Origin of the sequence: Streptosporangium sp. NPDC006930 (assembly GCF_040635605.1) — a bacterium.
Taxonomy (GTDB): Bacteria; Actinomycetota; Actinomycetes; order Streptosporangiales; family Streptosporangiaceae; genus Streptosporangium.
Genome location: NZ_JBEYID010000003.1, coordinates 101,962 through 115,992 on the forward strand (window position 1 = coordinate 101,962; position 14,031 = coordinate 115,992).

The 14,031-nt window shown below is 69.6% G+C and carries 12 protein-coding genes; 8 read left to right on the forward strand and 4 right to left on the reverse strand.

Features of this window, described 5'->3' with window-relative positions:
- Positions 1-14: 14 nt before the first annotated feature.
- Complete coding sequence (locus tag ABZ664_RS06885) at positions 15-1,241, reverse strand: cysteine desulfurase-like protein (RefSeq protein WP_362504144.1); 1,227 nt, start codon at positions 1,239-1,241, stop codon at positions 15-17.
- A 208-nt stretch (positions 1,242-1,449) separates the two neighbouring features.
- The gene (locus ABZ664_RS06890) at positions 1,450-2,265 is read right to left on the reverse strand and encodes a crotonase/enoyl-CoA hydratase family protein (protein ID WP_362504147.1); all 816 of its coding nucleotides are present in this window, start codon (positions 2,263-2,265) and stop codon (positions 1,450-1,452) included.
- 390 nt (positions 2,266-2,655) lie between these two features.
- Between ABZ664_RS06890 and ABZ664_RS06895 the strand changes: the two genes are divergently transcribed.
- The 6 genes from ABZ664_RS06895 to ABZ664_RS06920 all read left to right on the forward strand — a co-directional run bounded on the left by ABZ664_RS06895 (position 2,656) and on the right by ABZ664_RS06920 (position 9,831).
- A complete protein-coding gene (locus ABZ664_RS06895) occupies positions 2,656-4,206 on the forward strand; it encodes an acyl-CoA synthetase (RefSeq protein WP_362504150.1) in 1,551 nt (516 codons plus the stop codon).
- On the forward strand, positions 4,196-5,107 hold the full coding sequence (locus ABZ664_RS06900) for an OB-fold domain-containing protein (RefSeq protein ID WP_362504153.1): 912 nt from the start codon (positions 4,196-4,198) through the stop codon (positions 5,105-5,107). The genes ABZ664_RS06895 and ABZ664_RS06900 overlap by 11 nt, the downstream gene beginning before the upstream one ends.
- Positions 5,108-6,127, forward strand: a complete 1,020-nt coding sequence (locus ABZ664_RS06905; RefSeq protein ID WP_362504156.1) for a thiolase domain-containing protein — start codon at positions 5,108-5,110, stop codon at positions 6,125-6,127.
- A gap of 6 nt (positions 6,128-6,133) precedes the next feature.
- Positions 6,134-7,285 carry a thiolase domain-containing protein gene (locus ABZ664_RS06910; protein ID WP_362504158.1) on the forward strand — a complete coding sequence of 384 codons (1,152 nt, stop codon included), beginning with the start codon at positions 6,134-6,136 and terminating at the stop codon, positions 7,283-7,285.
- Between the two features lie 19 nt (positions 7,286-7,304).
- On the forward strand, positions 7,305-8,891 hold the full coding sequence (locus ABZ664_RS06915) for an acyl-CoA synthetase (protein ID WP_362504161.1): 1,587 nt from the start codon (positions 7,305-7,307) through the stop codon (positions 8,889-8,891).
- A 217-nt stretch (positions 8,892-9,108) separates the two neighbouring features.
- On the forward strand, positions 9,109-9,831 hold the full coding sequence (locus tag ABZ664_RS06920) for a hypothetical protein (RefSeq protein WP_362504164.1): 723 nt from the start codon (positions 9,109-9,111) through the stop codon (positions 9,829-9,831).
- 103 nt (positions 9,832-9,934) lie between these two features.
- Here ABZ664_RS06920 and ABZ664_RS06925 read toward each other — a convergent pair whose 3' ends face one another.
- Positions 9,935-10,507, reverse strand: a complete 573-nt coding sequence (locus ABZ664_RS06925) for a hypothetical protein (protein ID WP_362504167.1) — start codon at positions 10,505-10,507, stop codon at positions 9,935-9,937.
- A gap of 478 nt (positions 10,508-10,985) precedes the next feature.
- Between ABZ664_RS06925 and ABZ664_RS06930 the strand changes: the two genes are divergently transcribed.
- On the forward strand, positions 10,986-12,368 hold the full coding sequence (locus ABZ664_RS06930; protein WP_362504170.1) for a hypothetical protein: 1,383 nt from the start codon (positions 10,986-10,988) through the stop codon (positions 12,366-12,368).
- Between the two features lie 2 nt (positions 12,369-12,370).
- On the opposite strand, the gene ABZ664_RS06935 is transcribed toward ABZ664_RS06930, so the two are convergent.
- Positions 12,371-13,183, reverse strand: a complete 813-nt coding sequence (locus tag ABZ664_RS06935; protein ID WP_362504173.1) for an SDR family oxidoreductase — start codon at positions 13,181-13,183, stop codon at positions 12,371-12,373.
- 361 nt (positions 13,184-13,544) lie between these two features.
- Here ABZ664_RS06935 and ABZ664_RS06940 point away from each other — a divergent pair, with 361 nt between their 5' ends.
- The gene (locus tag ABZ664_RS06940; RefSeq protein WP_362504176.1) at positions 13,545-14,018 is read left to right on the forward strand and encodes an ATP-binding protein; all 474 of its coding nucleotides are present in this window, start codon (positions 13,545-13,547) and stop codon (positions 14,016-14,018) included.
- The last annotated feature ends 13 nt before the right edge of the window (positions 14,019-14,031 follow it).

Consider the following 14,031-nt stretch of genomic DNA (forward strand, 5'->3'; position numbering starts at 1 on the left):
CGTAGCGGTGCCGTTCACGCCGGTTCGGGCCGTGCCGCCTTCCCGGCCAGCTCCTGGACACCCTTGAGGAGCCTGTCCACGTCGGACTCGTCGGTGTACGGCGCGATTCCGGCTCGGACGGCGCCGGTGTCGCCGAGGCCCAGGCGGCGGGAGCACTCCAGCGCGTAGAAGCTGCCCGCGGGGGCGTTGACGCCGCGTTCGGCCAGGAAGCGGTAGGCGTCGGCGGACCTGACGTGGTCGACGGAGAACAGCGTCGTGGGGGTGCGGGCGCGCGACGCCGCGCCGTAGAAGGTCACTCCGGCGATCTCGGCCAGACCCGCGTCGAGCCGTCCGAGCAGGACCCTCTCGTGCTCCTCCAGCGCGGCCATCGAGCCTTCCAGGCGTTCGCGCCTGGTCCCCTCACCCGGTACGAGCCCGGCGAGGAAGTCGACCGCCGCCGTCGTGCCGGCGAGCAACTCGTAGGGCAGCGTGCCCAGCTCGAAGCGTTCGGGCACCGCGTCGGTGGCGGGGAGCAGCTTGTCGGGGTGGACACTCTCCAGCAGGCCGGGGTCGGCGGCGAGCACGCCCAGGTGCGGGCCGAGAAACTTGTACGGCGAGCAGGCGTAGAAGTCGGCCCCCAGCCGTCCGACGTCGATCAGGCTGTGCGGCGTCAGGTGAACGCCGTCGACGTAGAGCAGCGCCCCGGCCGCGTGCACCCGTTCGGCGATCGCCGGGATGTCCGGACGGCTGCCCAGCAGGTTCGACGCGGCCGTGACGGCCACCAGCCGGGTGCGCCCGCCGAGCAGGTGGGCGATCGTGTCGACGTCCAGCTCGCCGCTTTCCGGGTCGAAGTCGGCCCGGCGCACCGTGACCCCGCGCGCCTCGGCGGCATGCACCCAGGGCCGGATGTTCGCGTCGTGGTCCAGGGTGGTGACCACGACCTCGTCACCGGGGCCCCACTCCTTGGCGAGCGCGCGGGCCATGTCGTAGGTGAGCTGCGTCATGCTCCGGCCGAACACGATGCCGCCCGGGGTGGCGCCGAGCAGGTCGGCCATCGCCTGGCGCGCCTCGGTCACGATCCCGTCGGCGCGGCGCTCGGCGGCGGTCTCGGCCCCCCGGTTGGAGACGGCGGCCCGCAGCGCACCGGCCACGGCCTCGGCGACCGGCTGGGGCACCTGCGACCCCCCTGGCCCGTCGAAGTGCGCCGCGCCCTCGCCCAACGCGGGAAAGTGCGCCCGTACGGCCGTCACGTCGTATGCCACAAAACCTCCAGGACCGCTGCCGACCATCGGTGTTCTTGTCAGGCGTCCCCATTGGAGCGGATTTTCGCGGTACGTGGCCAGAGTACTTCGTTAGGTTGGTTTGGGGAGGAAGTGTTCTGGCTGGGGTGGGCCGGGATATCGCGGTGGCAGGTGGGGCACGCGCTGGTCCGCGCGTGGACGAGGGCTTGGAGCGTGGACAGAACCCGGGTCATTCGCCTCGGTAGGCGGGTGGGCGCTTCTCGCGGAAGGCGCGGGAACCCTCCTTGGCGTCCTGGGAGCCGATGACCGGCCAGCCGATGGCGTCGGAGACCTTCAGTGCCTCGGCCTCGGGCAGGCCCAGGGTCTCGCGGTAGGTGCGGAGGATGGCCTGGACGGCGAGGGGGCCGCACTCGGCGATCTGGGCGGCGATCTCCAGGGCGGTCCTCAGTGCCTCGCCGTCGGGGACGACCCGGTTGACCAGGCCCATGGCCAGCGCCTCTTGCGCGGTGACGGCGCGGCCGGTGAGCAGGATGTCCATCGCGAAGGCGTACGGGATCTGGCGGGGCAGGCGGATCGCGGAGCCGCCCATGGGGAAGAGGGCGCGGCGGGCCTCGAACAGGCCGAGGGTGGCGGACTCGGCGACCACCCTCATGTCGGTGCCGACGAGCAGTTCGGTGCCCCCGGCCACGGCGTACCCCTCGACCGCGCAGACGATCGGCTTCGTCGGCAGCGCGCCGGAGTCGCGGAGCAGGCCCTTCCAGTGGAAGTCGGGGATGGCCGTGGCGCGCTCCCTGACCCGGGCGTCCTGCGAAGGGGTGCCCATCGCTTTGAGGTCGGCGCCCGCGCAGAACGTCCCGTGCGCGCCGGTGAGGACGGCGACGCGGACCTCGGGCTCCTCGGAGACGTACGCCCAGGCGTCGGCGAGGCCGACCAGCATGTCGGTGGAGAGCGCGTTCCTCGCCTCTGGCCGGTCCATGGTGACGACCACGATGTGACCGTCACGCTCGACCCGGCAGTGCGGTGTGCTGATCGGCAGGAGTTCCACGGGACGACCTCCGTTGGTTCAACCAGGTGCCTGGTGGGAAATTCTGGACGCGTATCGGCTCCCGCGCGGTCTGGCCGCCCGGGGTGAACGAGGGTTCTGGTCGCTCTCCGCGCGGTCTGGCCGCTCGGGGGCGTTTCGCTCCCGCGCGGGATGGGGTCGGGGTTCCGGCGACGCCGGGCGAGACGTCTCGGAGGAGGGCCGATCCTGCATTGAAAAGGTGAGGCCCGTACTGAGTCAAGCGCTTGCTAGGGGCACCCTCCGAGGTTAGTCTGCCCATGCGTACAAGAACAGATTCTTGTTCCATATACCCCGTTCCGCCAGGGCTTGTCGGGATAAAGAGAACGTGATGCACTTCGGTGTGCCGGGGCCTTTCCAGCGAAAGGATGTCCGATGGGTACGCTCGGTTTCTGGAGACTGGCGCAGGCGGACCCCGACTGGGTGGCCGCCGTCGACCCCGACGGCGCGGAACATCGCGCCGGTGACCTCCTCGCCCGTGCCAACCGCCTCGTCCACGGCCTGAGGGAGCTCGGCCTGGTGGCGGGCGAAGGCATCTGCGGCCTCGTGCCCAACGGCTCCGACGGGCTCGTCCTCTATCTCGCCGCCCTGCAGGCCGGCTGGTACTACACGCCGATCAACTGGCACCTCACCGGCCCCGAGATCGGCTACATCGTCGCCGACAGCGAGGCGCGGGCCTTCTTCGTCGACGAGCGCTACGCGCGGGAGGGCCTGCGCGGTGCCGCCGAGTCGGGCATCGCCCCCGAGCGGGTCTTCGCGTTCGGGCGGGTGGAGGGCGTGCGGCCCGTCTCCGAGCTGACCGAGGGGCGGCCGGACACCACCCCCGCCGGCCGTACGGCCGGCGCCACCATGCACTACACCTCCGGCACCACCGGCAGGCCCAAGGGAGTGCGGCGCCCGCTCAGCGGCATGGACCCGGACGACGGCGCCGAGCTGATGACGTTCCTGCTCACACTGTTCGGCATCACCCCCGGCAAGGAGAACGTCCACCTGGTCACCTCGCCGAACTACCACACCGCCGTCACCCAGTTCGGGGGGACGGCCCTGCACATGGGGCACACGCTCGTCTACATGGACAAATGGGACGCCGAGGAGACACTCCGGCTCTGCGCGAGGTACCGCGTCACCAACTCGCACCTCGTCCCCACCCACTTCAAGCGCCTGCTCGCCCTCCCCGCCGACGTGAGGTCGAAGTACGACCTCTCCTCCCTGCGGTGGATGATCCACGCCGCGGCCCCGTGCCCGGTCCCCGTCAAGTGGGCGATGCTGGAGTGGTGGGGTGACTGCGTCTACGAGTACTACGCGGCCACCGAGGGCGGCGGCACCATCGCCACCCCGCGGGACTGGAGGAGCCACCCCGGCACCGTCGGCACCGCCTGGCCGATCAGCGAGCTGCTCATCGTGGACGAGAACCTGGAGCCCGTACCGGCGGGGACACCCGGAACCGTCTACATGAAGATGCGGGGCCTCAGCTTCGAGTACAAGGGCGACCCGGCGAAGACCGAGGCCAACCGGCTGCGCGACCACTTCACCGTCGGCGACATCGGCTACCTGGACGAGGACGGCTTCCTCTTCCTCTGCGACCGCAAGGCCGACATGATCATCTCCGGCGGGGCGAACATCTACCCCGCCGAGATCGAGAACGAGCTGATGGTCCACCCCAAGGTCGCGGACGTGGCCGTGTTCGGCATCCCCGACGAGGAGTGGGGCGAGCAGATCAAGGCCGTGGTCGAGCCCGCGCCCGGCGTCGCCCCCTCACCCGAGTTCGCCGCCGAGCTCATCGAGTCGCTGAGGGGCCGCCTGTCGAAGATGAAGTGGCCGAGATCCGTCGACTTCGTCGCGGAGATGCCCCGCGAGCCCAACGGCAAGCTCCTCAAACGCAAGCTGCGTGACCCGTACTGGGAGGGACGTGAACGTGCCATCTAGCGAAGACACCCCGGCGCCGCTGCGGGCGCGGCACGTACTGGAGTTCCCCGGCGGGTACACGCGCACGACGGGACCGGTGATCGGGCGCTTCCTCACCGAACTGCGCGACGGGCGGCTCGTCGGGGTCCGCACGGCGGCGGGACGCACACTGGTGCCGCCGCTGGAGTACGACCCCGAGACCGGCGACGCGGTGACCGAGGAGTTCGTCGAGGTCGGCCCCGCGGGCACCGTGGAGAGCTGGGCCTGGGTGACCACCCCCAGGAAGGGCCACCCGCTGGACCGGCCGTTCGCCTGGGCCCTGATCCGGCTGGACGGCGCCGACACCTCGCTGGTGCACGCGGTGGACGCCGGAGACGTCAGGGCGATGCGCCCGGGGCTGCGGGTGCGCCCCCGCTGGCGGGCCGAGCGCACCGGGTACATCACCGACATCGAGAGCTTCGTCCCCGAGGTCACCAGGATCGTCTCCGAGGTTCGTGCCGAGTACACGGTCACGCCGGGGCTCGCGCTGCGCCGCTTCCTGGAGGGGGTCGCCGAGGGGGTCCTCATCGGCTGCCGGTGCGGCACCTGCCACAAGGTCTACGTGCCCTACCGGCTCTCCTGCCCCGAGTGCGGGGTCTCGATCACCGAAGAGGCGGTCGTCCCGGACACCGGCACGATCACCACCTTCGCCATCAACAACCTGCCCGACCCGCGGGCCCCCGAGGTGCCGTTCGTCTCGGCGTACATCCAGCTCGACGGCACCGACATCCCGATGATCGCCCTGGTCGGCGGGATCGCGGCCCACGAGGTGCGCCAGGGCATGCGGGTGCGGGCCGTGTGGGTGCCGCAGGAGGAGCGGACGATGTCCATGTCGAACATCAAGTGGTTCGCCCCCACCGGCGAGCCGGACGTGGAGCTGTAGATGCGGGAGATAGCGGTCGTCGCGTTCGCGCAGACCCGGCACAGCGCCGTCGACGAGGGACAGAGCGAGGCCGAGCTCATCCTGCCCCCGCTGGAGGAGGTGAGGGCCACGACCGGGCTGCGCAGGTTCGGCTTCACCTGCTCGGGGTCGTGCGACTACCTGGCGGGCGCGCCGTTCTCCTTCGTCTCCGCGCTCGACGCGCTCGGCGCCTGGCCGCCGATCTCGGAGAGCCACGTCGAGATGGACGCAGCCTGGGCGCTGTACGAGGCCTGGGTCAGACTCCAGCACGGCGACGTCGACTCGGCCCTGGTATACGGCTTCGGCAAGTCCTCCCAGGGGGACCTGCGGGAGATCATGACACTCCAGCTGGACCCGTACTACCTGGCTCCCCTCGGACTGGACCAGGTCTCCTTCGCCGCACTGCAGGCCTCGGCCACCGGGGCGAAACGGGCCGAACTCGACGAGATCGTACGGCGCAGCCGGGCCGACGGTAGGGCGAACCCCTACGCTCTCGACCTGCCGGACCCCTCGGGGCAGGACGCGGAGGTCGCGCCGCTGCGGCCGTACGACGTCGCCCCGATCACCGACGGCGCCGCCGCGGTGGTGCTGGCGGCCGGAGACCTGGCCAGGGAGCTGTGCGAGCGGCCCGCGTGGATAACGGGGATCGCCCACCGCATCGAGCCGCACTACCTGGGCATGAGGGACCTCGCCCGGTCGGCCTCCGCCGCCGATGCCGCACGCGCGGCGGGGGCCGGCAAGGGTGACGTCGACGTGGCGGAGCTGCACGTCCAGTTCAGCCACGAGGAGCTCATCCTGCGCGAGGCGCTGGAACTCGGTGAGGGCACGCGCGTCAACCCGAGCGGCGGCCCCCTCGCCGCGAACCCGGTCATGGCCACCGGCCTCATCAGGATCGGCGAGGCGGCCGCACGGATCATGGACGGCACCGCGAGCCGCGTCCTCGGGCACGCCACGAGCGGACCCTGTCTCCAACACAACCTCGTCACCGTGATGGAGGCGTGAGCGACCATGGGTAACCCCTGCGCGATCATCGGTGTCGGCCAGACCCACTACACGACCAAGCGACGCGACGTCTCCCTCGCCGGGCTGGTCCGCGAGGCGGCCCTGCGCGCGTTGGAGGACGCGGGCCTGACCTGGAAGGACATCGACGCGGTCGTCATCGGCAAGGCCCCCGACCTGTTCGAGGGCGTGATGATGCCCGAGGCGTACCTCGCCGACGCGCTGGGCGCCGCGGGAAAGCCGATGATGCGGGTCCACACGGCGGGCTCGGTCGGCGGGTCCACCGCGCTCGTCGGCGCCTCGCTCATCCAGGGCGGCGTGCACGACCGGGTGCTGGTGGTGGCTTTCGAGAAGCAGTCAGAGTCCAACGCGACCTGGGCCCTGTCCACCCACCTGCCGTTCAGCGCCTCGCTCGTCGTCGGCGCGGGCGGCTACTTCGCCCCGCACATCCGCGAGTACATCCGCCGCTCCGGCGCCCCCGAGCACATCGGCCACCTCGTGGCCGTCAAGGACCGGCGCAACGCGCTGAAGAACCCGTACGCCCACCTGAGGATCCCCGGCATCGACCGGAAGATGGTCGAGTCGACCCCGATGCTCTGGGAGCCGATCCGCTACCTCGACACCTGCCCGTCCTCCGACGGCGCCTGCGCGATGGTGCTGGCCGCGCAGGACAAGCTCACCGGCAGCACCCCCGCCTGGGTGCTCGGTGCGGCGACCCGCTCCGAGCCGATCTTCCGCGCCGGCCGCGACACCGTGAACCCGCAGGGTGGCAAGGACTGCGCGGCCGACGTCTACCGGCAGGCCGGGATCGTCGACCCGCGCAGGGAGATCGACGTGGCGGAGGTGTACGTGCCCTTCTCCTGGTACGAGCCGATGTGGCTGGAGAACCTCGGCTTCGCCGCCGAGGGGGAGGGCTGGAAGCTCACCGAGTCAGGGGCCACCGCCCTGGACGGCGACATCCCGTGGAACGCCTCGGGTGGGGTGCTGTCGAGCAACCCGATCGGTGCCTCGGGGCTGATCCGGTTCGCCGAGGCGGCGCTCCAGGTGAGGGGGATGGCGGGGGAGCACCAGGTGGACGGCGCCCGGCGGGCACTCGGGCACGCCTACGGGGGCGGCGCGCAGTTCTTCGCGATGTGGATGGTCGGCAGCGACAAACCCTGATCCCCCAGGAGGGGTGCGAATGGAGTTCAACCACGCGGATCTGTTCGAAGGACTCGCCGACGCGATCGGGGACCGCACGGCCGTCGTCTGCGGCAACCGCCGCGTGACCTACGCCGAGCTGGACGCGCACGCCAACCGGCTCGCCCACTTCCTGCGGAGCAGGGGAGTGCGCGCCGGGCAGCACGTCGGAATACACCTGTACAACGGCATCGAGTACGTGGCCGGGCTGCTCGCCACCCTCAAGATCCGCGCCGTGCCGGTCAACGTGAACTACCGCTACGTCGAGGCGGAACTGCTCTACCTCTACCGGGACTCCGACATCGTCGCCCTGCTGTTCGACGTGGAGTTCGACGCCAGGGTGGCGGCCACCGCCCCCGACGCCCCCGCCCTGCGGCACCTGATCGCCGTGGGAGGACCGTCCCAGGTCGAGGGCGCGGTGCCGTACGAGGAGGCGCTGGCCGGGCAGCCGGAGACGCGCGGATTCCCCGAACGCTCCGGCGACGACCTCTACATCATCTACACCGGCGGCACGACCGGCATGCCCAAGGGGGTGATGTGGCGTACCGAGGACCTGTTCTTCGCCTTCGGCGGCGGCAACCCCTACGGCGAGCCGCGCGCCACCCCCGGCGAGGTGATCGAGGCGGCCTCGGCCGCGGGAGAGATGACCATGATGGCCGCCGCCCCGCTGATGCACGGCGCCGCCCAGATGGGCACCTTCATCACCTGGTGCATGGGGGGAACGATCGCGTACGTCCGCAGGTTCGACGCGGCCGAGGTGCTGCGGACGATCGAGCGGGAGAGGGTCCTCACGCTCAACATCACCGGGGACGCGATGGCCCGCCCGCTCGCCGACGAGATCGCTACCGGTGCCTACGACCTGTCCTCGCTGTTCGTGCTGAGCTCCACCGGCGCGATCCTCAGCGGTTCGGTACGCGAGCGGCTGGAGGAGCTGCTGCCCGGCAAGATGATCATCGACAGTTTCGGCTCCACCGAGTCCGGCTACACCGCCTCGGCGGTTCCCGGATCCTCCCCCGAGTCCGGGCTGCGCTACCAGGCGAGCCCTCAGGCCACCCTGGCGGTGCTCAACGAGGCTCTCGAACCGGTCAAGCCCGGCTCGGACGAGCTGGGCACCGTGGCCAGGAGCGGCCGCGTCGCCTCCGGCTACTACAAGGACGAGGCCAAGACGGCCCGTACCTTCGTGACGGACAAGGACGGCGTCCGCTGGCTGCTCACCGGAGACATCGCCAAGGTCGAGGCGGACGGCACCATCGCGATCCTCGGCCGGGGCGCCGCGTGCATCAACACCGGCGGGGAGAAGGTCTTCCCCGAGGAGGTCGAGGCGGTGCTCAAGGGCCATCCGGCGGTTTTCGACGCGGTCGTGACCGGCATCCCCGACGAGCGGTGGGGCACCCGCGTGGTGGCGGTGATCGAGCCGCGTCCCGGCACGGCGCCGACGGCCGAGGAACTCGACGCCCACTGCCGGGAGAAGATCTCCGGCTACAAGGTGCCCAGGACCTTCGCCTTCGTCGACGAGATGGTCCGCTCCCCGGCGGGCAAGGCCGACTACCGCTGGGCCAGGACGACCGCCGAGGCCGCCCGTCCCTGACGGTTTCACCGGGCCCTCTTCTCCCGATCGTCACCCGCTTCCTGTTCACGAACGTCACCGGTCTCCCGGCCGGAGGCCGTCAAGACCGTCGACCCGGTCGTCGCCGGTCGTCGCCGGCGGTTCCCGGTTCGGGAAGGGATGCGGGGAGGTACGGAGAAGGGCGCATGGTCCGGTGGGGTGTGAACCGCTCGGGCGCCCGATCCGTTTCCGGGAGGTGATGCGTTTTCTGCGGACCGTCGTCCCGCTCCTCCTCGTGGTCGGCTGCTCGGGGGCCACCACCGTCGCAGTCGAGACCACCGCGCCCGCCGGGGAACGGCCGGACGCCGTCGTCGTCCGGTTCATGAGCTGCGGCGGGATGACGTGCGAGGGCGGCGACAGCATGAGCGTCACCGCCGACGGACGGGCCGGCTCACTGCGCGAAGGGGAACTGGTCGTCGTCCCCCTCCCGGCGGCCGAACTGCGCGACCTGCGGGCCGGGCTGGTCGAGTCCCTGGTCGGCAGGGAGGGCACGCTCGACCGTACGGGAGGAGCCACCGACCAGCCCTTCGCCGTCGTCACCGTGGTGGACCCCGCAGGGAGGACCCACGAGACCCGGCTGGAGGGGACGCCGACGACGGAGGACGCCCCGGTCGTCGCCGCGACCGAGCGCCTCTCGAAGCTGACCGCGCGGATCCGCGCCACCGGCACGCCCGATGTCACCGCGCCGATCACGGTGACGATGTACGAGGACCCGAGTACCAGGCCGATGCGGCAGGCGACCTGGCCCGAGGGGATCATCACCCCGATCGAGGCCGCGTCCGGCGGCAACTTCGGCACCGAGATCTACCGGGGAGACGAGGCGACGGCGCTGCGTACCGCCCTGGGCAAGGCGGCGGAGAACGTGACGGTGACCACCGGAGGCAAGACCTTGATCGCCCGCTGGGAGGCCGTGCTTCCTTGATGTCGAGCGGTGACGCGCCATGACAGGGCATCCGTCACCCGTCGCCGCCCGGGCAGGGCCGGGAACACGCACGGCTGTGGTGTCCCGGCCCTGGGCGGCCTGGTCAGTAGGCGCACTGCACGACGACGTCGTCGAGTTCGACGTGCGCGGAGAACACGTGCGTGTGCCGCTTGCCTACGGCGAACCGCAGCACGACGTCGGTGCGTTGCGCGGTCCAGCTGACCGTGTGGAGTATCCAGCCCTCCGACCAGTCCTGGACGACCGACTTGAGGGCGATGTAATTCCAGGTGTCGGGGTCGATGACCTCAAGGTTGAAGGAGGTCGACGCGTTCCACAGTTGCGTCCAGACGCCGGCGGTGCAGCGGGCTCCGGGATGAGCGCTCACCGGGGTGAGGGTGATGGTCCGGCCGAGCGCGCACCAGTCGCCGCCCTTGTGGGCCTCCATGGCGGCCAGGCCACTGCCGGTGCGGGGCGCGCTTATCGAATTACTGAAGATGGGGCCGGTGCAGGTGCCGCTCGTGGTGAAGCTCCACCGGGACGCCGGGTTCGTCGCCAGCTCGAAACTGTCGGTGAGCTGCCAGATTCCGGCGGACGCCGGCCCGGCCGGGGCGATCACGACCGTGGCGGCGACCATGACCGCGACGAACGCACGAGATAACCTCGAAAGTAAGGGCATGCGCTCAGTATGAGAACCATATGGCGACTTGTGGACCCCGTCTTTCCGGTGCGGATCGCCGGATCGTGCTCTTGACTGTGTTTCACAAGACGCGGGCGCGTGAGGACCGTGAGGTTGAGCGGGCTCGGCGAGCCATGCGTCGCTGTGTCGAACCGGCACACACCGTCGACGAGGAAGAAGAGACAGCGTGAGCGAGCAGGAGAGCTGGCAAGAGCTCAGAGACCGTCGAATGGCCGAGCCGGGCGCGGCCGAGGCATATGAGGCCACGCGTCTCGCCTACGAACTGGGCAGAACGGTTCTCGCTGCTGAGCCGGGGCCGGACCACGGGGAACCTCAAGCTCCGTGAAGTGCCTGCCAGCGAGGCCTCGACGTAGCTTCAAGGGATGAGGGGTTGTTCGGTTGTATGAAAGGTTGTATTCAGAGGCCAGCTGGGGCCAAATACTGAGGCGGGCTGCCCTCGGGCAGTCATCATCAACGTATGGGCGGCGAGAGAGCAATTCTTGGGGGCAACGCGACGCTGGCAGCGCTGCTCTCCGAGGCGGGGTGTTCCCACGGTGCGCTCGCGCGTCGGGTGAACGAGCTGGCAGGACGTCAGGGAGTGGTGACGCGCTATGACAAGGCATCTGTCACTCGTTGGCTACAGGGAATGCACCCGCGAGGCCATGTCCCGGAATTCATAGCCGCTGCGCTGGCCGAACGGCTTGGGCGTGCGCTCGGTCCGGTCGATGTCGGGTTCCTGGTAGAGCCTGAACGTCCTGTCGTGGCTCGCACGCTCACCTATGGTGAGGACGTGGGTGAAACTCTGCGTACGCTTGCCGAACTCGGCTCCACCGATGTCTCCCGCCGCGCGCTCCTTGGCAGTGTGCCCTTCGTCGCCACGGCCTTGATGGACCCGCAGCGTCGCTGGCTGCTATGGCTTCTTGAGGACGATCAGGCCACACATCTGGCTGCTGTCGCGAACAGCGGTCCCGCCGAGCGCGTCCACGCGATGATCGCGATGTTCGACGAGATGGACAACCGCTTCGGCGGTGGACAGGTGCGCTCCAGCGTTGTGCACTACCTCACCAGCGAGGTCGTCCCCATGCTCCATCGATCCGGGACACCCGAACGGCAGCGCGGCCAATTGTTCACTGCGGCGGCGAAGCTGGCCGCGATGGCAGGCTGGAGTTCCTACGACTCGGCCGAGTACGGCCTGGCCGAGCGCTACATGATCCAGGCGCTGCGACTCTGCGCCGAAGGTGGGGACCGAGTGCTGGGCGGACAGATCCTGGCAGGCCTGTCCCATCTGGCTACCAGTCTCGGCCGTCCCGATGAAGGGGTCGCCCTCGCGCGCAGCGGGCTGGTCACCGCCAAGGGCGCGGGAAGCCCGCTCGGGCTGATGCGGCTGCACGCGATGGCGGCTCGCGGGCATGCCGCTCTCAAGCGCTCAGCGGAGACCGCAGCCTCGTTGAAGGCGGCAGATGATGCCCTGGACGCCAGCGACGGACCCGAGCAGGAGTCGCCCTGGGTTCGCTATCTTGATCACCATTACCTGGAGGCCGAAGCCGCCCACTGTTTCCGCGATCTGGGCGATGCTCGCCGGGCCGAGCACCTCGCTGATGATTCGGTGCGCGCCAATGCCGACCGGCGCCGACGCCAGGCCATCAGCCAGTCCGTCCTGGCCACCGCACATCTGCAACAGCGGCGTTTGGACGAGGCCATAGACGCGGCCACCACCGCCCTGAGCCTGCTGGGCACGGTTCATTCCGAACGTTCCGTGCAGGCTCTGCGCGATTTCCGGCACAGGCTGGAACCACACCGCGCGGAGCCGCTGGTACGCCGGTTCGAGCGGCAGGCGCGGCCCGTTCTGGGGGCGGCCTGAGGTCAGTAGCCGTCCGGGGTCGGTGCGTTCTGTGCCCGGTCCACAGGAATATTGGCTCCGGATATGCCGCTCGCCGAATCAGAGAGCAAGAAGGCGATCACAGCGGCGACCTCTGCCGGATCCACCAGCCGCCTAGCGGGGAACTCCCGGGTGAACGCGGCGAATCGTTCTGGTTCTTCGGTGCGCATACGATCCCACCGCTTGCCTGGGATGAGCATGGAGCCCGGAGAGACGGCGTTGACCCGGATCCCGTCCGCCCCAAGCTCCCGGGCCAGCGAGGTGGCCAGGTGGATCTGCGCGGCCTTCGCAGCCCCGTACTGGGACTGAGGTCCCGGCTTCCAACCGGAGATCGATGAGACGATCACGACGGATCCACCGCCTGACGCGCGGAGGTGCGGAGCGGCGGCCGAGATGAGCCGAGCCGAGTGACCGGTATTCAGCTCCCACGTGGTTGTCCAGTCCTGAGGTGTCGCCGAGCCCAGTGCTCCGCCTCTCGCCCCACCGGCACATGCCACGATGCCGTCCAGCCCGCCGAATCGAGAGGCCGCTTCAGCGACGAACTCTTCCAATAGTCCCGGAGTGGTCACGTCCAAGGACGTTATGAACAGGGCGCTCTCACCGTGAACCTTTAGTGACTCGGCAAGCTGACGTAGGTGTTTCTCGCTGCGGGCACACGCTGCCACGAAGCAGCCTTCGAGGACGAGCCTCCGCACAATCTGCTCGCCCAGTCCGCGCGATCCGCCCGTGACGACGACACGCTTTCCGGCCAGGCCGAACCCGGTGCCCCCTGCTGGGTCGATGTGACTGCCGTTCATGTCGTGTCCTCTCTCTGAGTCAACGCCCATGATCCCGCCGAATGGTCCGTGGTGAGCATGTACCACCGCGGGATCCTGCGGCTATGCCCCACCACGCGGGGCGTACAACCTCCGTGCACCCCGGCGTGTCCACAAACACCACCGATGCATCCTTCCGGAACGACCGCTGAAGAGGTTGTCTGAGCACGGCGCCGCATCGCTTCGGACGGTGACGGTGGTCGAGCACAGAGTGCCCGCATCTGGTCTCCAGGAAGGAGCCTGACATGGCTATCGACGGCGTCCCCAGCCCGTCGTACCCGCAGCGCTCTCGCTGCGCGAAAAGGCAGAACGACGCATCCGGAGCGGCTGACCGGAGACAACCATGATGAACGTCACCGACGATGCCGCCCTTTCGAACATGACGCTGTACGCCCAGCTGAAGATGACCGTCGATTCGCTCACTCCGAAAAGGGCACGTGTCTTCACCACGGACATCCTGCGGGCATGGGGAGAACAGGACCTCGTCGATGATGCCGTCCTGATCGTCAGCGAACTGGTCACCAACGCTTTCCGTCACGCACGCCGCCAAGGGCCGGAGGAACTCACCGGCCTCACGGTCCAGAACATCGAGACCGTCACTCTGCTTCTGGAGCTGTGGCCGGACGCCGTGGGCATCCACCTTCAGGACGGCTCGCCGATCCTTCCCGTACCCCGGACTGCTCTTGACGACCAGGAGAACGGCCGCGGACTACAGATCGTCGCGGCTCTCACCCAGTCATGGGTCGCAGCTCCCGTCGCCGCGAACGGAAAGCGGATCACCACCTTCCTGCGTCGCGACAGTGCGCACTCCGCGTGATTTCTGACACCCC

What these genes read in the sequence shown, in the direction of transcription:
- ABZ664_RS06915 (WP_362504161.1), top strand. Translation starts at nt 7,305, where the DNA reads ATGGAGTTCAACCACGCGGATCTGTTCGAAGGACTCGCCGACGCGATC.
- ABZ664_RS06895 (WP_362504150.1), top strand. Translation starts at nt 2,656, where the DNA reads ATGGGTACGCTCGGTTTCTGGAGACTGGCGCAGGCGGACCCCGACTGG.
- ABZ664_RS06940 (WP_362504176.1), top strand. Translation starts at nt 13,545, where the DNA reads ATGATGAACGTCACCGACGATGCCGCCCTTTCGAACATGACGCTGTAC.
- ABZ664_RS06935 (WP_362504173.1), bottom strand. Translation starts at nt 13,183, where the DNA reads ATGAACGGCAGTCACATCGACCCAGCAGGGGGCACCGGGTTCGGCCTG.
- ABZ664_RS06930 (WP_362504170.1), top strand. Translation starts at nt 10,986, where the DNA reads ATGGGCGGCGAGAGAGCAATTCTTGGGGGCAACGCGACGCTGGCAGCG.
- ABZ664_RS06910 (WP_362504158.1), top strand. Translation starts at nt 6,134, where the DNA reads ATGGGTAACCCCTGCGCGATCATCGGTGTCGGCCAGACCCACTACACG.
- ABZ664_RS06925 (WP_362504167.1), bottom strand. Translation starts at nt 10,507, where the DNA reads ATGCCCTTACTTTCGAGGTTATCTCGTGCGTTCGTCGCGGTCATGGTC.
- ABZ664_RS06920 (WP_362504164.1), top strand. Translation starts at nt 9,109, where the DNA reads ATGCGTTTTCTGCGGACCGTCGTCCCGCTCCTCCTCGTGGTCGGCTGC.
- ABZ664_RS06905 (WP_362504156.1), top strand. Translation starts at nt 5,108, where the DNA reads ATGCGGGAGATAGCGGTCGTCGCGTTCGCGCAGACCCGGCACAGCGCC.